Annotated in this window: 17 protein-coding genes and 3 pseudogenes; 7 read left to right on the plus strand and 13 right to left on the minus strand. The window is 35.2% G+C overall.

Features of this window, described 5'->3' with window-relative positions:
- Positions 1-568: 568 nt before the first annotated feature.
- The gene (locus tag GFS03_RS06855; RefSeq protein ID WP_153423118.1) at positions 569-790 is read left to right on the plus strand and encodes an antitoxin VapB family protein; all 222 of its coding nucleotides are present in this window, start codon (positions 569-571) and stop codon (positions 788-790) included.
- Positions 756-1,124 carry a type II toxin-antitoxin system VapC family toxin gene (locus GFS03_RS06860; protein WP_153423119.1) on the plus strand — a complete coding sequence of 123 codons (369 nt, stop codon included), beginning with the start codon at positions 756-758 and terminating at the stop codon, positions 1,122-1,124. The genes GFS03_RS06855 and GFS03_RS06860 overlap by 35 nt, the downstream gene beginning before the upstream one ends.
- A 1,425-nt stretch (positions 1,125-2,549) precedes the next feature.
- Here the strand turns inward: GFS03_RS06860 and GFS03_RS06865 are convergent.
- A pseudogene (locus tag GFS03_RS06865) lies at positions 2,550-3,255 on the minus strand (IS6 family transposase).
- Between the two features lie 212 nt (positions 3,256-3,467).
- On the opposite strand from GFS03_RS06865, the gene GFS03_RS06870 reads away from it, so the two are divergent.
- Together GFS03_RS06870 and GFS03_RS06875 are read left to right on the plus strand one after the other, a co-directional pair.
- The gene (locus GFS03_RS06870; RefSeq protein WP_153423120.1) at positions 3,468-3,644 is read left to right on the plus strand and encodes a winged helix-turn-helix domain-containing protein; all 177 of its coding nucleotides are present in this window, start codon (positions 3,468-3,470) and stop codon (positions 3,642-3,644) included.
- A gap of 538 nt (positions 3,645-4,182) precedes the next feature.
- Positions 4,183-5,035 (plus strand): annotated as a pseudogene (locus tag GFS03_RS06875) (IS5/IS1182 family transposase); the annotation flags it as partial.
- A 172-nt stretch (positions 5,036-5,207) separates the two neighbouring features.
- On the opposite strand, the pseudogene GFS03_RS13570 reads toward GFS03_RS06875, so the two are convergent.
- The 7 genes and pseudogenes from GFS03_RS13570 to nadA form a co-directional block, all read right to left on the minus strand.
- A pseudogene (locus GFS03_RS13570) lies at positions 5,208-5,662 on the minus strand (hypothetical protein).
- A gap of 1 nt (position 5,663) precedes the next feature.
- Positions 5,664-5,804 (minus strand): hypothetical protein, encoded by a 141-nt coding sequence (locus GFS03_RS06890; RefSeq protein ID WP_153423123.1) that lies wholly within the window; start codon positions 5,802-5,804, stop codon positions 5,664-5,666.
- 99 nt (positions 5,805-5,903) lie between these two features.
- Entirely contained in the window at positions 5,904-6,878 is a 975-nt protein-coding gene (locus tag GFS03_RS06895; protein ID WP_153423124.1) for an ABC transporter ATP-binding protein, read from the minus strand.
- Positions 6,875-7,678, minus strand: coding sequence for a carbohydrate ABC transporter permease (locus GFS03_RS06900; RefSeq protein WP_153423125.1), 804 nt, complete (start codon positions 7,676-7,678; stop codon positions 6,875-6,877). The genes GFS03_RS06895 and GFS03_RS06900 overlap by 4 nt, the downstream gene beginning before the upstream one ends.
- 1 nt (position 7,679) lies before the next feature.
- Positions 7,680-8,498, minus strand: a complete 819-nt coding sequence (locus tag GFS03_RS06905; protein ID WP_153423126.1) for a carbohydrate ABC transporter permease — start codon at positions 8,496-8,498, stop codon at positions 7,680-7,682.
- Between the two features lie 5 nt (positions 8,499-8,503).
- Positions 8,504-9,907 (minus strand): ABC transporter substrate-binding protein, encoded by a 1,404-nt coding sequence (locus GFS03_RS06910; RefSeq protein ID WP_153423127.1) that lies wholly within the window; start codon positions 9,905-9,907, stop codon positions 8,504-8,506.
- A gap of 241 nt (positions 9,908-10,148) precedes the next feature.
- On the minus strand, positions 10,149-11,090 hold the full coding sequence (gene nadA, locus GFS03_RS06915; protein WP_153423128.1) for a quinolinate synthase NadA: 942 nt from the start codon (positions 11,088-11,090) through the stop codon (positions 10,149-10,151).
- A gap of 87 nt (positions 11,091-11,177) precedes the next feature.
- On the opposite strand from nadA, the gene GFS03_RS06920 reads away from it, so the two are divergent.
- From GFS03_RS06920 to GFS03_RS06930, 3 genes are read left to right on the plus strand one after another with little or no spacing between them, the layout of a single operon-like run.
- The gene (locus GFS03_RS06920) at positions 11,178-12,593 is read left to right on the plus strand and encodes an L-aspartate oxidase (RefSeq protein WP_153423129.1); all 1,416 of its coding nucleotides are present in this window, start codon (positions 11,178-11,180) and stop codon (positions 12,591-12,593) included.
- Complete coding sequence (gene nadC, locus GFS03_RS06925) at positions 12,590-13,417, plus strand: carboxylating nicotinate-nucleotide diphosphorylase (RefSeq protein WP_153423130.1); 828 nt, start codon at positions 12,590-12,592, stop codon at positions 13,415-13,417. Before GFS03_RS06920 ends, nadC begins: the two co-directional genes overlap by 4 nt.
- 41 nt (positions 13,418-13,458) lie before the next feature.
- Positions 13,459-13,830: a DUF302 domain-containing protein gene (locus GFS03_RS06930; RefSeq protein ID WP_153423131.1), complete on the plus strand. Its 372-nt coding sequence runs from the start codon at positions 13,459-13,461 to the stop codon at positions 13,828-13,830.
- Here the strand turns inward: GFS03_RS06930 and GFS03_RS06935 are convergent.
- The 5 genes from GFS03_RS06935 to GFS03_RS06955 are packed head-to-tail and all read right to left on the minus strand — an operon-like array spanning position 13,813 to position 20,421.
- Positions 13,813-14,160: a PadR family transcriptional regulator gene (locus tag GFS03_RS06935; RefSeq protein ID WP_153423132.1), complete on the minus strand. Its 348-nt coding sequence runs from the start codon at positions 14,158-14,160 to the stop codon at positions 13,813-13,815. The genes GFS03_RS06930 and GFS03_RS06935 overlap by 18 nt on opposite strands.
- Positions 14,161-14,192: 32 nt before the next feature.
- Positions 14,193-15,383 carry an MFS transporter gene (locus GFS03_RS06940; RefSeq protein ID WP_153423133.1) on the minus strand — a complete coding sequence of 397 codons (1,191 nt, stop codon included), beginning with the start codon at positions 15,381-15,383 and terminating at the stop codon, positions 14,193-14,195.
- A 38-nt stretch (positions 15,384-15,421) separates the two neighbouring features.
- Positions 15,422-17,266: an amylo-alpha-1,6-glucosidase gene (locus GFS03_RS06945; RefSeq protein WP_153423134.1), complete on the minus strand. Its 1,845-nt coding sequence runs from the start codon at positions 17,264-17,266 to the stop codon at positions 15,422-15,424.
- Between the two features lie 7 nt (positions 17,267-17,273).
- Positions 17,274-19,142, minus strand: coding sequence for a glycoside hydrolase family 15 protein (locus GFS03_RS06950; protein ID WP_153423135.1), 1,869 nt, complete (start codon positions 19,140-19,142; stop codon positions 17,274-17,276).
- A 13-nt stretch (positions 19,143-19,155) separates the two neighbouring features.
- A complete protein-coding gene (locus GFS03_RS06955; protein ID WP_153424569.1) occupies positions 19,156-20,421 on the minus strand; it encodes a nucleotidyltransferase family protein in 1,266 nt (421 codons plus the stop codon).
- Positions 20,422-20,428 lie beyond the last annotated feature (7 nt).

Here is a 20,428-nt window from a genome sequence, read left to right on the forward strand (position 1 = left end):
GTTAATAATTTAAGGTAGTGCAGTTTCTTAGGCTGTTTTTAGGTGTCTGAAAACTTTATTATATTAGTTCGATCCTATTATTATATAACTATATTTTATCGTCGGTATAATAGATAGTTTTCTAAATTAGGAGAGAATAATTAAAAGATATTAACTCGTTTGGTCTATCTTAGGCATGTTTTCATTTGCTATAATGTGATATGAGATTATTTTGTAAATTATTCCAAGAGAGGATATAAATGAATCTAAAGGAGATATTTATAGTACTTTGCGTGAATTTACCTCAAATTCCTTAAACCTTAAACACTAAGACAGATTCTCTTCAAGGAGATTTAAGTAATTGTAAATAGATAGAGTATAAATACACCCTTCTTACATTGTAAAAATTAAATTGTAATTTTGCCACTTACTATACTCACTAGTATCTTTCTTATATTGTAAAAATTAAACATTATATACTGTACGTCATTTTCAGAAAACTACTACTATAGGTGTTGTTAGAGTTTTCACTTATGTGATAGTTCTCGAGGAGAATAGTTTATTAACCTATAGTCTATATACAGAATGTATGAAGACTATTATGATACGTGATGATGTTTATAAGAAGTTGGTGGAGATAAAGGGGGATAGGAGTTTTAGCGAAGTTATTGATGAGTTGATTGAAGATTCTAAGGAAGTTAGGAATAGGAGGTTAATGAGGTTTTTTGGGATACTAAGTGAGGATGTTGAAATTAAGAGAATTAGGGAGATGTTGAATGAGGATCTTAGCAGACACGTCAGCTCTGATTGAGTTTATGAGAGGTAATGAGGTAGTCAAGAATATCATGTTTGATGCGGATAAGATTTATGTGAGTTCGTTGTCTGTTTTTGAACTACTGTTAGGCAAGGATAAGAATGTGTTGGATTTTATTTCCTCGCTTGATGGAGTTCTTTCTTTAACTAAGAGGGATAGTGTTACTGCCTCTCTTATTTATAAGAGGTTAAAGGAAAATGGGAGTTTGATAGGATTGGTAGATATTCTAATTGCATCACAAGCTATGAATAGGAAGCTAACTGTTTTGACTAAGGATAAGGATTTTGAGAAGTTGGGAGCGATTGTTAATATTGCGTTAATAAAGAGTTAAGCCTATTTGTGCTGTATTTTTACTAACTATTATATTTCTTGTAATTACAGAAATGATATTATTAAAGCAAAAAGTTCGGAAAGTCCGCAAAGCATATTCTGTAATATTTTAAGGCTTAAGTTGTTGAAGTTAATTTTGGTTAAAGAAAGTATTTACTAAGTAATGCTAGGGCAAGTTTTTATTATATTTCTCCTTGACGTGCAGTCATCATTTATCAGCAAAGACCAATTAGAACATCTGGTAATTGTTTTAAGCTAGAGTTTAAATAAAGTTATGGGAAAAAGAAGTTAATGAGATCGTGAATATTTCTCTAGTTTTTTAGACTAAAAAGTATATTTACGTAAATCTGATTCTGGGTAACTAAAGTGGCTTTCATCTTAGTAGCTAATACTGGGGGACCGGATATTTTGACTAATCTTGTAGGTTGCTTACCTTATATAAGGTTATTTTAGTTATTGTTCGAAAGAATGCTCTAACGTTGTTTATATTTTCTATCTAGCCGGAGAAAGATTATAATCTGGGATAGTACTTCGCATAAATTTACCTCAAATTCCTTAAACCTTAAATACCAACATAGATTCTCCTCAAGGACATTTAAGAATTATAAATAGTTTAAGCGTAAATAGTATAAATACACCCTTCTTATATTGTAAAAATTAAATATTATATACTTTACGTCATTTTCAGTAAACTACTACTGGGATTTAACTTTTTTCTTTGGCTCAGTCCGGAAGAATAGGTAAGTCCAAGAGCTGATAGGATAGAAACGAAGGGTAGTTGAAGTCTTTACTCTTGACTATATTATCTTGTTTATGCTATTGTTATTGATATTCTGATCAACGATAAAGTTGTTATTAACTGTTACGGTAACTTAAGGGTAAAATGCAATATCCAAGCTTATCACGAAGTACTCTATCACTATACTAGGGTCTGAGGATTCGAATCTACAATCTGATTATGCATCATTAATGACTTTTCTTTCATCGTGATATGAACTTCACGGTTTGTTTGAAACTGTTGACAACGGTGTAATAGGTGTTTGGTGAGATTTAGGGAATTTGAGAGAAAAGAGGTTACCCTTAAAGGTGATAAGTCAGAATAAGGAACTGTAAAGGTATACGGTGTAGTTTACTTGCTTCTAGTCTGAATCTTATAGAGATTGTTGAGATAACACAGTAAAAAAATAAGAAGTGTCAAACAGTGAGAAAAGCTCACTCAAATGGTCACTGACGAGTTTAAGCTGGTTAATGACTTTATTACACATATGATTATTTCATGTATGGTATATGAGGTCTCCTTTATCTGGCATTTATTCTTAATGTTAACTTTTTCGTTTTATTATCTATATTTTTAAGTATTAGGAACTACTAAAGATCAAGTAGAAGACTAACTTTTTCACAATATAGAAGAGTGTGGTCAACAATTTCATGCATTTGAAATATTTGCATTTATTATCACTCCCCTATCCACTAAATACACTTGAGTATAAAGAATGTTGTAGATTAGGAAGAAGGTCGAGAGCCAACTCGTAATCGTTAACCTATTTGAACTCCAAGGGAAATGAAAGTCCATAGAGGAGAGCCTATGCTTTAATGTCCTAAACCCTTGCTCAGCGTAATCCCTCCTACCAAACGTAACCCACTTGTGCCCAACATTAAACCAGTCAAATGCATTATAAGCTGGTAAACCATCATGCAAGTAAACCACTCGATCAACCCTCTTAAAGTACCTACTCGCGATCTCCTCAATCCCCCTCATGTTAACTAGGACTATTAACACGTGAAAACCACTCCTCAAGCCATGAAGAAAGGAATAGCCTTTGTCACAACATCCCTAACGATCCAAACATAATAGTAATTACCCCTAACGCAAACAACCTTAGTCTCGTCAATAGCGTAAAGACTCAAGGACACTACATACTTAACCCTACCAAGCCTCTTATAATAGTAAAGCAAAGTGGAGTGTGGTAACGTAGTCCTCCAAGAGGATAAGCCAGCTAGATAACTCGCTAAGCCTAACGCGACCTCCTCCCTAACGTGAAATCTTGGCTTAAGATTAATATTATACTCCATTAGGATTAAAATAACTTGGGTGAGCACGGGAATATTCCATCTGTTCATCAAGTGCTCACCAATAAAAATCCCGTGCTCACCCAAAAAGGTATTACGCTAAATAAAAACAATTTATTTCTATAATAGAAGCAACTTATACGATTAATTTCAAATTAATTAAATTGTTGACCACACTCATATAGAAAGTGAAGCCAATTTAGATATATAATATACAAAATTAAGTTTAGATTTTACTCGGAAATTTATAAACTTTATAGAGTATACATTTCCTATGTCAGGTCAAAGATATAAGCGGTCTAGGTTAGATATTGAGCTTGAGATACTTTCAGCTTGCAGAAGTCCTATGAAGAAGACCCCCTTAATGTATAAGGCGAGATTAAGCTTTGAGTTAGCCAGGAAATATCTTGGAGACTTACAAGAGAGAAATCTTCTTTATTACATGGATTAACATTTCACACTACTCGTAAAGGGTATGCGTATCTGGAAAAACTTCAAGAATGGAAAAATAAGAGTGTTGAACTTAGTAGCATTACGGAAGATTTACAAAAGTTCACTTCAATAAATTTAGAAGATAAAGGCGATTATAAGAGGGAGAAAAAGCCGGAGAAAATAGCGGAGTCTTAAAGGTGTTAAGATATAGTTAAAAAGGAATAGGTTATATAAATAATGTTTTTTCAATATTTTTCTATTATAATTTTTCATAATAACATTTATCTTAACATATAAATATTGAGAACTTACGCTGATTTATTAAGAGATCTTAACAATGTAAAGCTGAGGAAATTTCCCAGATTCGTACAGACTTGAGAGAGTGTCCCAAACGCAAATAATTCAATAAATCTATGTACAAGTTTATAGATAATTATTCAAAATACAAGATAAACTGCTGAGAAATTCTGAATTTTCTCTTGAAGCAAAAGGTGGAGTAATACTTAAAGGGAACCGAGAGGGTGTAATACTGATTCCCATGAGCAAACAGGAAAGGATACTATACCCCACCGGTTCCCAAAGAATACTTATCGGCAAAGCATAAAACTCTTGTGAAAATGAACTACGTACTAACCACGTTCACTTCTCTGGTCTCTCCGACCTCTACGTACTGAGAGCATTAATAGTATGGACATGCTCCTACAGGGACGTATGGTGCTACTACCATACCGATATCGTAGTCAGATGGTTCCTAGGAGAACCAAAATCAGAAATCCATAGGAGAGCCAAGAGGCTCAGGATGGAGATAAAGGACGTGTTCCAGAAGTACGTAAAGGAATTGGAGACAAGAATGAACATGCTGAACAATTACCTACCGAGCAGCGCACTATACGGTAGAGTAGGGAAGCTCTGGGCCGTAGACTCCTTCCTCATTGAAGTCCCCTTCAAGACTAACAAGGAGACTTTTAAGAAGAAATTCGAACTTGAATTAAGGAGGAGGAACTACAAGCAAGCAGCTAAACTGCTTTACCATTACTTAAATAGTAAGGTGAGGTTCAAGGGAGAATTCGCTAAGAAGAGGAACTTCGGCTTCAAGGTATTCACTCTCATGTCACCAACAATGATCGTTCACGAGATTCAAGTGGAAATGGCTAACTTCCCCGACAACAAGGTCGGCTTCTCTGTCAGCGGTTACAAGGTGGTGGATAGGGGGTTTCTAGGCAAATCGTCAACTTGGTTGATCGGTTTTCCAAGTTTCAGAAGGTACGTGGAGTTTTTCGGGATCTTCTTGAGGAGGTATTGGAGACCCTACGCGACAAACCGGGAGATGAACTCTTCGTTTACGTAATAGCGTTGATCTACAACGCCATGATCTACACGTCTGTATTGTCACGAGTTCCAGAGAGTTAGGACGTTGAGAAACGAGAGTAGTGTAGGCTATGTTTGAAATTCTGTTTTTCTCCACAACCTATTATTTTCTATTACAATATAGGATTAATCTCTTGCTGTATTGAAAGATGTAATTGTATTTAATGCTTTATTTTATATAATATTATATTTCTCCCCTTCAAGCTTTATTGAATTATTTGCAATCGGGACACTCTCTCGACCAATACCAAGAGTCGAAGACAACCCTCATCACTTGAAACTTCTCTCTCAGCTTCATTAATGCAGAGGCCATCTGGATCTTGGTTTGGAACTCCTTCACCATTCGTACATTTCTCTAGTAGCGTAGGGGAAGGCTCCTATCATGTAAGCTTTCTTGGTGTTCAGATCGTAGATTGCGATTGTTAGTAATTGGACTCCGGATTCGAATCTCTTGTGTGCTTGACACATGATGTAGTTTCCTTGTCCGCTCGCTCTGTTTCTAGCTCTAGCGTATTCCTTGTGGTCGAACGTGTCGTCGATTATGATCACTACTGGTCCTTTGATTAGTTCTCTTAATTTGTCTAAGTAGTTCGTCCACGCTTTTTCCACTTCCTCTAACGCTTTGAGTAGGTTGTAATCTAGGTTGAACGTTTCTGAGATGTTCTTCACGCTAGCTTATGAATGCGATTAAGGCTAGCGCGATAACCTTTTTTGTTAGTCCTTGCATCCTTAGTGTTCCTACTACGAAATTGATGGTGTTTACGAGCTCTGTCTTAGCTCTACTTGCCAAGTCCTTGATCTCGTTTTTCATACCTTTTAATAAAATGACCTAGAATGTTAAAAACTTTCTAGGTAGTACCGTAGACTCGGTACTACTAAGGGAAAATATGATAACTGCTGAATATTATTTTTATTCTTGTACCAATTGTCCATCATTATACTTTCTGTATTTAATTATTTCAAATCTAACTTCTTGGCCTACATCATAAAATTCTTGAGATAGGATAGTTATATTATTATTTTTGAAATTACATATTAAATATCTTGACTCTCCCGAAGCTTCTACTGATTCTACTGTACAAGATAGATTACCTTTTCCTACTTCTACCCATTCTGGCCTAAACCCTATTTCTTGTACTTTTTCTTCCATTAAGTCTCCTGGTAAGAAATTCATTGGAAACTCGCCTACGAATTGCGCTACCCATTTTGTTTTTGGATATTCGTACAGTGTTTTAGGATCACTAACTTGTTCAAATTTGCCTTTATGAAGTACAGCAATTCTATCTGCTAGACTTAAGGCTTCTTTTTGATCGTGAGTTACGTAAATGAACGTACCTTTCAATTCTTTTTGTATTCTTTTCAATTCTCCCCTAGCTATTGTTCTTACTCTAGCATCTAGATTACTCAATGGTTCATCCAATAGGAAATAGTTTGGATTTCTTACAATTGCCCTAGCCAGTGCGACCCTTTGTTGTTGCCCTCCACTGATTTGTGTTACTTTTTTATCTAATATTTCTGTTATGCCTAAAAGTTTCGCCACTTTTTCTACTCTTTCCATTATTTCTTCTTTTTTGATTCCCCTCATCTTGAGTGGAAACGCTATATTATCTCTTACTGACATGTTTGGATATAGTGCGTAGTTTTGAAATACCATAGCAACGTTTCTCTTCTCTGGAGGTTTATCCGTAATGTCTACGCCATCTACTAAAATTTTTCCCTTATCTGATTTTTCAATTCCAGCTAGGATTTTCAATAATGTTGATTTCCCTTCTCCACTTGGTCCTAGTATTACAAAAAACTCTCCAGTCTCTATCTTCTCGGTTATGCCATTAATTACAATGTTTTTACCATATTTCTTTACAATATCTACTAATTCTACAGTCATCCTTTTATCCCTCCCGCTAGATATTCTCCTCTTAGATATTTTTGCAATGCGAAAGTTAAAATTATTACAGGAATTGTAAATATTAGCGAAAACGCTATCCCTGCTAATAGGTTTCCTCTGGTTACATCTTGATATATTGTTACTGGAAGTGTAGAGTGATAAGGGATTAATAGGATTGCATAAGTGAACTCATCCCATGAGAACATCCATGATATTAAGAATGCTGCCGCTATACCGGGTGCTGCTAGTGGCAAGAGAACCGAAAATAACCTATTAAATAAATTTGCGCCATCAACTCTAGCTTGATGTTCAAGGTCAATAGGTATTGACGAGAATGTGCCTTGCAAGATGAACGTAGCTAATGGTAGTGTTATTAGTGTCTGAGCTAGGGCTAGACCTATTACGGATTCAAAAAGGTGAAGTTTAAGAAAATCAACTACTATTGGGATGCCTATTACTATTGCTGGCATCATATTGGTAACTAGTAAAAGGATAATTATGGAATATGATATGGCTCTTGGTAGTCTACTTAAACCATATCCCGCTGGAATAGCTAATGCTATGGTAATGATTCCAACTAATGTTGCTGTTTCCAGACTTTTTATGAACGGATCAATGAATGCTGTACCTTGTAATGCTGTTATTAGGTTATTTAGTGTTAGTGATACCGGTAACAGTGAGGGAAATTTGGCTAAGACAGTATATTTCGGAGAATTAAATGCGAGTAGTACTAAAATGTAAAGTGGAAATAGAAAGTAAATTCCTACTATAATTGCACCTAAATATGTCCACCATCTCATGTTATCTACCTCCGGAGAGTTTGATTACTATGCCAGAAAATACTAGGATGAACCCAAGAAGTATCGTTGCTGAAGCTAAGGCTAATCCAACCTCTGGAAAGGTTGTAGTGTACAAATCGTATATTAAAGTAGTGAGAAGAGGGGGATGCTCGCCAATCAGTATTAATGGCAAAGCAAATATGTTGAATTCTTGCACTCCCCTTAGAATAAGTGATATCCCAATGAAGCTTCTAAGGTTTGGTAGTGTTATGTAGAAAAATCTCCTAATCGGCCCAGCTCCATCTATTGCAGATGCATAATATAATTCCTTTGGTATTGAGGACATTCCAGCCAACAAGATTAAGGCTATAATGGGTGTGTTTTTCCAGCTGTCCGCAATCATCACCACCAATAACGACGTGATTGAAGATTGGTACCAGTTTACGTTAAGACCAAAGAGAGAATGAAGAATTGCGTTAGCGTATCCTCCTGAGGTTTGAAAAATGAAGCTGAAAGTTACTGCTGCAACAACTGTTGCAATGCCCATTGGGATTATTGTTATTGTAGATAAAGCTCTTTTTCCAAAGAATTCTCTACTAAGAACTGATGCAACTAGAAAACCTAGAGCTAACTGTATTGCTAGTGCACCAATTGTAACTACAATTGTATCAATTATTGCGCCAGACAAATTAAAATACGATAGCTCTTTATAATTATATAAAGAGAAACCCCCATGCGGATCTTGAAAACTTAAATAAACGGCTTCAATAGTAGGAAAAAAAGCAAAACCAATTACGTATCCCAATGCAGGAAGTATTAATAAAAAAAGGGTTAACTTCACTTTACTCACCCATATAGTGGTCCAAATACTCCTTCCTCATACTCTTGTGCTACTGTCGCATTATAGTTTTGCAAGAGATACTGGTACATTTCCTTATTTGCTTGGCTCAATATCTGAGGTATTTGTGAATATGGTGCATGATTTACGATTATTTGATTAAACACATTATCTGCTATCTGTCCCCAAACAGTTATCCACGGTACTGGTTCTCTGAAAAATGAGTTCTGTAAGGCTTCCTCTTCAGCTTTGTATAGTGAACTTATATTACCTGGAAGGTTCTGATAAGCTTGCTGGTTCACCGCGGGCCATGAGAGGTATATGATAAATTCTCTTTGAACTTGTGGAGATAGTAAGAATTTAGCAAATTCTATTAGCGCATTAATGTCTGTTGCTCCCTTAGGTATTGCTAATACATCGCCACCTACTAGGTGATCATTGTTTACAGGACCAGTAGGACCAGGATAGAATCCTATGTTGCTCATATTAACACCTTCACTGGCCATAACGCTATAGATATATGGCCATTGATAATCAATAATATAGTAACTACCATCAATTAATCCCTCATAGCTTCCCCAATATCCATGAACGTAATCTGGGTTGAAATATTGTGAGAGATTGTATAGATATTCGAATGCCAGTATATCACCGGAGTCGTTAAATAAGAATGGATTTCCACCAGCCTGAACCATCCATTGATAAAGCTCAGTATAAGTACTATCTGCACCACCTCCTTGGAACATTATTGGTTTTATACCAGTTTTATTATAAATTATCTTTGCATATTGTAACAATTGCGACCAATTTTCTGGTGGAGAAGATAAACCTAATTGCTTGAATAGACTTGCATTATACCACACTAGAGGAATATTGGCTCTAAGAGGGATGAAGTAAATACCATGGTATACTTTTTGTTCATACTGGACTAATGATTGCATCGATGAAATTAGACTAACGTTCTGAGTAATTTGATTTAAATATGGGGTTAGGTTCATTAAATAATGACCATTAAGCAATTCGCCTATAACTAGGTTATCTTCACCTATTATAACTGGACCAACATTACCACTCATTACTAACTCTTCGACACTTTTTACTATATCGCCAGCACTTTCATCAACATAATTAATTTTAATATTAGGATGGGTTTTCTCAAATTGCGGAATTATTATTTTCTGTGTTATGTTAGCTTCGGATGGCGATAAATCGTCAAAATAGGTTATGGTAATTACTTGCGATGGAGATGTTGATGTAGCTGATTGTTGTGATGGTTTATGACTTAGTAGAGTTATCGCAGCAACAGCTCCTATTACGATTATTACTATTGCTACTACTATTCCTACTATTGTAGTTGTGGATAAACCACGTCTAGTTTTTTCCCTTTTGAAGAATTTGTCCGAGCGAGACACAGTATTATATATAGTTTATAGTGTCTAATAAACTTTTTTAAAAGTTAAAGTTACATAAGCTAGAACTTAGTTCTAATTAGATTTATTTATGGATGTTTAAAAACTTTAAATCTACTATATGACTATAATTATCTTTCAAGATAACTAGACGTATAGTTTAGAAATTCAAAATACGAACATCTAAGTTATATACAGCAAAAAGGGAGTAAATTTTTATGTAGTCAATAAGATTAATTTTTCACTATAATCCTAACAACTTTATAGTATTTTCAAATGCCGTCTTAGCCTTTTCTGCGATATCCTCTGGTACTTTAACCTCGTATATCTCCTCCTCTAAAGATCTCTTTACCTTATCTAAGGTTATCATATTCATATATGGACACCTAGCACAAGCACAAGCTTCCGTTGTTACAAGGGGGTAGAATTTCTTACTGGGATTCTTAATCTTCAGAGCGTTTATCATTCCTATCTCGGTTGCAACGATAAACTCCTCGCTTTTGCTCTCTTTTGAGAATTGTATCATTTGGTTGGTAGATCCCACAAAGTCTGCGCTTTCCAAAATTTCTAATGGTGCCTCCGGATGGGCCATTAACAAGGCATTAGGATACTTCTTCCTTGCTAATTCCACTAGTTGTTTAGTATAGTTGGCATGTACTATACATCTACCATTTGGCGGTACTTTGATAATCTTCTTGTTGGGGACTTTCTGTTGAACGTAATTGGCTAGATTAGCATCTGGTCCAAATAGTATTGTATCTGCGTTTAATTTCTGCACAACTTTCACTGCAGTTGAAGATGTTACTATGTAATCTGCTAGAGCTTTGGCGTAAATGCTGGTATTTATGTAAAGCACTACTGGGGCATTAGGATACCTCTCTTTATACTCTTGTAATGTTTTAACGTCAAGCGCGTCAGATAACGTACACCCCGCATTAGGGTCCGGTGAGAGTACTTTCTTGTCTGGATTTAATGCTGAAGCTTGTTCCGCCATGAAGTACACTCCTGCAAATACTATAATCCTAGCGCTAGTCTTCATTGCCTTAACCGCCAGATCGTAAGAATCTCCAGTGAAGTCTGAAACTAACTGAACAGCGTATTCCATGTAATTATGCCCTAAAATTATTGCATTCTTTTCGGTTTTTAGCTTCTTTATTTGACTGAGTAATTCTTCCACTCTTGCCATTTTCCGAACATGTGTTCGTATAGCGATCTAGTATAAAAACTTTTTGCAAATAATAAACTTTTTATTTAACCGAACATATGTTCGAATATGATCTACATTTTTGGCAGTGGCTTAGCGGGTCTTAGCGCTGCAATATCCTTACATAAATCTGGATACAAAGTAACTGTTATTTCAAAGAAAATTGATGGGGGTTCAAGTTATTGGGCCAAAGGTGGTATTGCTGCTGTTGGTAATGACGATTCTCCAGAGCTTCACAAGATCGATACTTTGAAAGTAGGTGATGGGTTATGTGACGTTAAAACTGTGGATTACGTTACAAGAGAGATTCGACACGTTATTAATACAATTGAAAGATGGGGTTTTAGATTTGATGAGGGTTTAAGGTTAGAAGGTGGGCATTCTAGGAAAAGGGTTTTGCATAAGACTGATGAAACTGGTAGAGAGATAACTAATTTCTTTTTAGACTTAGCTAAGAAAGAGGGAATTAATCTCGTTGAGGATAAGTTGATAGCCTTAAAGGTTAAGGATTGCAAGGTCGTAGGATTCGTAACGGAAAGGAGTGGAAGTTTCGATGCTAAAAAGATTGTTTTGGCTACTGGTGGTTATGGTTATTTATTTAAATTTACTTCTAATCCCAGTACGAACGTGGGAGATGGTATAGCCATAGCCTTTAGGGCAGGAGCTTTAGTTTCTGATATGGAGTTTGTTCAATTTCACCCTACAGTTACAACGTTTGATGGACAAGCTTATCTATTAACTGAAACTCTAAGAGGTGAGGGAGCTATCCTAGTAAACGAGAAGAGCGAAAGGTTTGCTTTCAATTATCACAGTAAGGGTGAATTAGCGCCAAGGGATATTTTAAGTAGGGCTATTTATGATCAGTACAAGAAGGGGCATATAGTTTATATCGATCTTTCACCAATTGAAAATTTTGATAAGAAATTTCCAGTATTGAGTAATTATGTAAAAAGGTACGGTAAGAAGTTGCAAGTTTTTCCTGGGGCTCACTATACTATAGGCGGTATTAGGGTTAATACTCGTGGCGAGAGTAATATTAATGGTTTATATGCAATAGGTGAGGTTGCCGATACTGGATTACACGGATCAAATAGGTTAGCTAGTAATTCTCTTGCTGAGGATTTGGTTTATGGTGTGAATCTTGCAAGGTATATTGATAATTGGGAGGGATTAAGTGTTGATGACGCTAAAGAGATTGTTGATGTGAAGTTAAGAAATGGTAATAATGGGCTGAGCTTAGAGGAAATTAGAGAGTATAATTGGAATTATTTAGGGATTGTGAGAAATGGTGAGGTACTGAACAAGCTAGTTAAGATTTACGAGTCTTATACCACTCTTAATGATAACGCTATGCTCGTTAGCTTATTAAGTGCTAAAGGGGCGTTGTTAAGAACGGAAAGCAGAGGTACACATTATAGAGAGGATTACTCAAATAAGAGTTGGGAAGACGGTAAGAGAATATATTTTATGGTGAGTAGGAATTGATTGATTGGATTTACGTTAAGAGGCTCTTAGACTATTTAGAAGAGGACGTAATGCCAGAGGATATTACTACTAAATTTTTAGAGGGTATAAAGGCAAGGGGTGTTGTCAAGTGTAAAGATTCTGGAATTTTAGCGGGTAATAGGTTTATTGTTCCTTTCCTAAAGTACTTAGGGTTTTCTAACATAAACGGGAAGGAAGACGCTAGTGAGATTAACAAGAGTGATGTTGCTTTGATTTTTGAGGGCGAGGCTGATATTTTGACTGTTGAGAGGCTTATTTTAAATTTCTTAGGCAAGCTTTCTGGTATTGCAACTATTACAAACTTGATGGTTAAGAGGGCTAGGGAGGTTAATCCTAATGTAAGAATTTCTGGTACTAGAAAGACTACCCCGGGCTTTAGATTATTCGAAAAGTACGCTATTGAGGTGGGTGGTGGTGATCCTCATAGGTATAATTTATCTGATGCTGTTTTGATTAAGGATAACCACATTGCTTTGTACGGAAATCTTGAGGAGTTGATTAAGAGGATTAAGTCTATGGTGAGTTTTACTAAAATTATTGAAGTTGAGGTTTCTTCTTATGAAGACGCAATAAGGGCGTATAAGGCTGGTGTTGATGCTATATTACTAGATAATATGAGACCTTACGAGATTATACCAATAGTTAATGAACTTAGGGGTAAGGTTATTTTGGAGGCTTCTGGTGGGATTACTCTCGATAATGTTGTTGATTACGCTAAGACCGGCGTTGACGTTATTTCCAGTGGTTATATTACGCATAGTTCAAAATCTTTGGATTTTTCCCTGAATGTAGAAAAAATTTAATTTTGGAAAAACTTTTTAAGTAATGTGTTATAACCTAACGTGTGTTAAACGTTAAGGAATGTAAGCTTGGTTTTAACGAGTGCGTTAAGGCATTAATTGAAAGGATAAAATCGTCAAGTGCTGAAGTTTTTGCTATTATTGACCACTCTGAGAACGCAAAAAAGGTTGGACTTAATTTAGAGCCGACTATCGTAATCTATTTTGGAAACCCTAGGGTTGGTACTTTGTTAATGCTCGAGAATAGGCATGTCGCTTATGAGTTACCGTTAAGGTTCCTAGTCTGGAGCGAGAATGGAATTGTTAAGATTGGTTATAGAAAGCCAAGTAAGGTTGGAGGGGAGTATAATATAAGGAATGGAGAGTTGTTGGAGAAGATGGATAAGCTCATGGAGAGTTTACTCTCTAACCTTTAATTTCTGGATATCTGCTATCAACTCGTCTAATACCATTCTTACGGCTATTAGAGGTTTCTCGTGGGATAGAAAAAATTTTTTGCCTTTTTCAGTTATAAAGTACTTCTTTATATCTTGTCCTCTATCGTTTTTCATAACTTGTGATATTGTTAGTCCTCTTCTTTCTAAGTTTTTCAATATAACGTATATTGAGCCTTCTGGCAGTTTATAATTCAACTTCTCTCTTATTATCTTTTCGAGTTCGTATCCATGTCTTGGCTCTTCTAAAAGTGTCTTTAAAATTAGTAATGTTATAATCCCACCAAGAATCTTTTCTGTTCTTCTCGCCACAAAGAGCTATAGAGGATTTACGGATAAAAAGTTTACCCAAATAATGGTACCTTACTTTTCTTTGGAGGTCTAGGAATCAATGCTATTAATGCTCCAGCGATGAAAGCCATTATGGTTACTATTTCGCTTGCAAATACTAAGTTTGAAACCTGAGATATCGCTCCTACTACTATTGGTCCAATAACTCCCCCACCAGTAACTCCTAGTCCCCAAACTAGCGAGTTGGCAAAACTGGCTGAGTTTCTAGGTACGAAATCTCCAACTATTGATAGCATTAATGGAAATGCGCTGAAGTTAAAGAATCCAAATAGTGACAGTAAGGCAATGTTTGGTATTCTTAGGAATAGAAGTAGCATTATGGCTGCACCAAAGGTCGATATGGCATAAATTAGCCTTCTACCTACTCTGTCTGATAGAAATCCCAGTATCGGTTGCCCAACTACAGCTGCAGCTAGGGCAATGGTAATCACTTCACCTAAATTAACGTTATAAGAGTAACCATAATTTTCTACTAATAATGTCGGAAGGAATTGTGAGATACCTTGGCCAAATATACTTCGTAATAGCGCAATAATTGTTAGTAAGATTACCACAAATAGTGCACTTCTGGTATTGGTCGTATTAGAAAGGGAAGGTGTTTTAGGATCTTCTTCTTTAGTAATAGTAATCTTTAGGAATAATGATGGTAATGCTGCTATTATTGATATTAAGCCTATTATTAAAGCATCTAAGGTCATGTCCTTATTCAATATTGCAAATAGGGATAATGTTAATGTTGGGTAAATCGCTCTACCTAGGCTACCCATTGATCCGTTTATACCCAATGCAATACCCGCATTTCCCTTGTATGTAATTGATAAAACAGCGGCACCTATTGGATGATAGAATGCTGATGCAAAACCCGCTATCGCTACTGAAATAAATGTTAATGGCAAGACGTGGAGTTGTAGTGAGTAGCCGAATAGTATTAGTCCAATTCCCCACAGTAGTATTCCTATTCCCATTATCCTGGAATAGTTAGTAAACTTATCTGCTATTCTAGAAACTAATGGTGAGGCTAATGCGGATATGCCAAAGAAAAATACACCGGATAATATTCCAATTAAGAATTTCGATATGTTAAGATACGTTATTAGAAATGTGAAGGCTACCGGAAGAAACCAGCTATTTCCGTCGTTTATAAAGTGAGATAATGAAGTTAAGGTTAATATTCTGACTTTCATAGGAATAGATTAAAATTTTACCCCTAAAAATTTTACCCCTATAGTTTGGATAAGTCAACAAGCACTCTATATACCTCTGCGTTACTCCACGCTTGTGCAAAACATCCCCTTGGCCTATATGGTGGTATATCATCAAAAATTTCCGGGATATATCCTTGATGTTTGCTGGCGTGGGTTAGAAGGGGATTTAGATATTCTAGCAAAAGTTTTAATTCCATTATGTTGGTTTCAAGTTTTAACTTAGCATCAACGTATGCACCTAGTAGCCAAGGCCATATGGGTCCATTATGATAAGCCTCATCCCTACTTTTCCTATCCCCCTTATATACTGGTTTATAGTTAGGATCTTCTCTACTTAAACTACTTAATCCGTATTGCCTAAGCAATTTACTTTCAATAAGTGTTAAGATCTTAGAAGCTAAATTCTTATCATCTATTATAGGGAATGGTAAAGAAATAGAAAATATCTGATTAGGTCTTAAACTTTTATCGGGAATGTTATCCCAGCTTATATAGTCGTAAAGACTGTTTTGTGAAATGAATTTCTCTGCAAATGATTTCTTAACTTTTTCTGCTATATCTGCTAAATATTCAGCTTTTTCTCCTAGTTCCTTAAGTAAGAATTCAGTTATCTTTAATGCGTTATACCATAATGCGTTTATTTCAACAGCTGCTCCTTCTCTTGGAGTTACTATTCTACTATCATAAGATGCGTCCATCCAAGTTCTTGGGGCTCCTTTGTGGAAAATTAGATTATTAATGTTATAGACTATTCCATTTCCCTTAGAATACCAGTCTATTATATCCAGAACCTTGTCAATCACGCTTCTAATGAAGTTCTTATCTCTTGAGTAAATATAAGTTTTGTAAATTGCGTTTATGGCCCAGAGTGAAATATCGACACCTTTGTATACTGGTTCTCCGTTATAGCTTATGAAATTGTTTGGTAGCATACCCTTCTTTTCAAGATTTAAATATCTGAGAATTATCTGTTTAGCAATATCGTATTGTTTATCAATAAGTAGAAGTCCCTCCAAAGATATGAAAGTATCTCTTCCCCATTCGTCGAACCAGTGATATCCAGCTATAATTGCCCAACCATCTTTTCCTTTAACTACAAAGTCTTTTCCTGCTACAGAAAGAAGCTTTAAAATATCATGATGGTCATTTTCTTCAACGTTTAAATCCTTTGGACGTTGGTCGTAATATACTGTAACTGAGATCTTATTTGAGGTTGAGATAATGCAGAATGGATTATATAAATCTTCTATGTAGTTATTTCCTAACTCTTGATCTAGTTTATAAATAAAGTTATAATACCAATAACCAGAATTCACTAGCTCATACTTATCATAAATTTCAAAGTTCAAAATTCTCTTTCCCTCATATAATACATAAATTATATTTGGCGGATAAATCTCGTATGTAAAGAATTCGTTTTGGAATTTTTTAGCTAGATGGTGACTTCTAAAAGTGATGAAGGGACACAATTTGAATTTACCCCTTGTTGCAATATAGGTAATTGTTATAGCATTGTAACCTTTATGAACCTTTAGAGTTTTTTCCACTTGTGAATAGCCGAAGTCATAATGCCAGGTTATTTTATTGTTACTGTTTTTTTCAACGTTGACTAAATATTTATACCCATCTGGATAATATATGTTAGGATAATAATTAGTTGACATCGGGTATGTATTCCCGTTAATAAGTAAGAAGTCTTCAAACTTAGAAAGTATTAGGAATCTGTGATGTGGCTGGTTTAATGGAACTATTAAGTATCCGTGATAAGTTCTGGAGTTTATTCCACATATCGTGGATGACGCATATCCTCCAGTCCTAGTTGGTAAAAGCCATTCCTCCTCGCACTGGTCTAAGGGAATCATCCAAGGGTTATATATGGTTTAAGAGCTTATTAATTGCTATTATGAATTCAGCGTGAGACCATACTAAAGGTGTAACTGATGTTGGCTCAAAAGTTTCTGGATCAACTTGTTCTGGTAAAAAGCCAGTAGGCAATGCCCTATTAATTACCCATTTTATGTACTCGTTTGCCTTATTTTTATCGTTAATTGACGCATAATATTCAGCTAACCATAATGTTGTAATTATCCAAGGATTCGGTTGTTTTTTCCTTCTCTGATACATATCGTTCTCATACCTTATTACTCCACCGTTTACGATCAATTTATTTTCAATCTCGTTAATGGTATTTATCATAACTTTGTCATTTGCATCTACAAGACCAAAGAAGAATGGAGCATAGAGACTCGAGTCCACGGTTAGATCTTGATTGTTTTCTTCATCTATTCTTCTAACAAACCTTCCATTATATGTCATTCGTTTCAAAACCATTCCTTTTAATAAACTTGACGTATCACTTAAGTCTTCACTTAATATTTCATCTCCTATGTCGTAAGCTAACTTTGCTCCCTTTGTCAACGCACCATAAACTGTAGATACTGTATAAATATGTATGCCGTATCTTTCTTCCCATAGATCAAAAGATGGTTTTGGCAATCCCTCTTCCATAAAGGACATCATAAATTTTAAGGCTGGTTTTACGAACTTCTTATATAATGGAAGTATCTCGTCAATATCTTCATATTTTTCGTAATGGCTAGCTATTGCCCATACTTCTAATGCTGTCTCATCTTCCTGAATCGGATATATTCTTTTCCCTTTATAAAACCAAGGATGCCAAGAACTAGCTAGAGTTGTATTTGGATTGTATTTATGGTATAAGAAACCCTCAGAATTTACTATATTAGAAATGAATTGAAAGTGTCTTAATGCTAATTCTTTGTAGCCAGCTAGATCTAGAGCATAAGCAGCTATTGCAGCATCCCTAGGCCAACAATATTGATATGAATCTCCATAGATCTTTACAAAGGAGAAGTCTGAGGAAGCTATTATTGACCCGTTGATGTCCATGTGATTTCTAATTACAAAAAGGCTTACATCGTAGATTCTCTTAATATCTTGCATTAAACTGTTTCTGAAGAGTTTATTTTTCTTTAACCAATTCCGCCAAAACATATAGGTTAACGTGAACGAGGTCTCTACGTTTGCGAAGTTTATTTTTCTTATTTTTTGCCTTAAATCCTCTAAGTTCTTATCTGCAACAATTACGTAGTATATTTTTACATAGGAATTAGGATCTATATTTGTTTCTATACCTATGCTCGAATTCACATCCCCATTTTCTATACCATTAAGCCCTAAATTACCATCATAAATATCTCCAATCAAATCGCCTTTGCCTACATTATATTCAGAAAATGTCGATGTTGTAGTAAATGCTTTAAAGGCTAGATATCGTTTAGATTTGTAATGGACAATTGAAAGAGATAGAGGATCATAAAATGCGGTATCCCCAAAGGGATTAGAGTATAAATTTATATCATGTATAAAAAATGTTTTTATATTTTTGTTATTACTTTCATTATTTGCTATTTTTATAATAGACATATATATTGGATCCTCAAAATCTAAAAAAATGTAAGAGAGAAGAGAGAGTCCTAATTTCTTAATATCGCTCCTAATCTCAACCATATTTGCTTCATCTAGATATAATACGGTAGTTTCCCATTCTTCATCTAGAGATAGAACGTTCCTATCTTTATCCCAAATAGCTAACCTAATCGGGTTTCCAGAGGTCTGGTTTTCCATTCCTATGTAAGGATAATAAATATCAACTATTCTACCTTTCTCATCAAAGTTTATCAGCATCTTACCATTTCCTATGGAAGAAACTCTCATGGTGAAATGCCTTTCACGTTAATATTGTATCATGAATTCTACTGCCGACATTTATAAACTTGTGTGGATAAATTCTAGAACCTATGATTTCACTACCTTCCCCTATTATTACATCGTCTGCAATTACACTATTTATTATTCTAACTGGTTTCTCATCATTTGACCTTATCTCGACATGCCTACCTATTATCGAATTTTCAATATATACGTTATCTCCAATATAACCTCTGTCCATAATCGCGCTTCTTATTATCTTAACTCCTTTGCCAATCATCGTGAAATTATCTATATTAGATTCCTCTATATATGTATACTCACCTATTTGGCAATGTCTTCCTATAAGCACATCCCCTTCAATTTTTATGAGCCCTTTTTTGAATTTTCTCTGTATTTCCTTTCTTCTCTTCCTTGAATCCGGACTTGTTCCTTGTACAAATATACGTCTATTAGGATCTATCCTTATCCCACCTATTTCAGAATCTGGTAATGTGTGCAAAAGCGTAATCATTGCGTCCAAATAACGCTCTGGAGTACCTATATCAAACCATATTTCCTTCATGGGATATCCATAAATAGGGTAACCCTTATTTATCAGATATGGAATTATATCCTTTCCGAAATCCATTTTACCCATCTTGTACATTTCCTTCACATCGTTACTCTTAAATATCTTCCTTATCTCAGGGGAGAGAATATAAATTCCCGTATTTATGAGATCTGAAGGTGCATCCTCCCTTCTTTTAGGCTTTTCAACAAATTTTCTTATTGCCAAGTCTCCAGTAGTATCGGCTACGCCAAATTCACTAAGGTCTCCTTCATATTTCTTTAACACTATAGTCATTAGCGAGCCTTTAGATTCATGAAATTCTAATGCCTTTACTATATCTAATTTGAATATATTATCACCTTGTACTACTATAATAGGTTCATTGATGTCATAATATTCGATATTTATTCTGACAGAGTCAGCGTTACCTATACTATCTACTCTCGGTTGATACTTAAAGTGAACTCTTGGCTTAATCTTATATCTTGCAGAAAAACCAATACCCTCCTTGAATAAGTCGAATAAAGACCTATAATTTACATATCCTCTTACACCAAAGATAAACTCCTTAATTCCTTGTTTAGCTAACTCTAAAATCGTGTATTCAATAAGGGGTCTATTAAGTAATCTAACAGCTGCTTTAGATGTCTCTATTGTTAAAGGTCGTAATCGAGTAGCCTCTCCACCTATAGGAATTATGACTTTTACATCTGATATATCCCACTTAGCCATCAAATAA

Source organism: Sulfolobus sp. E5-1-F (assembly GCF_009601705.1).
In the GTDB taxonomy this organism is placed as follows: Archaea; Thermoproteota; Thermoprotei_A; order Sulfolobales; family Sulfolobaceae; genus Saccharolobus.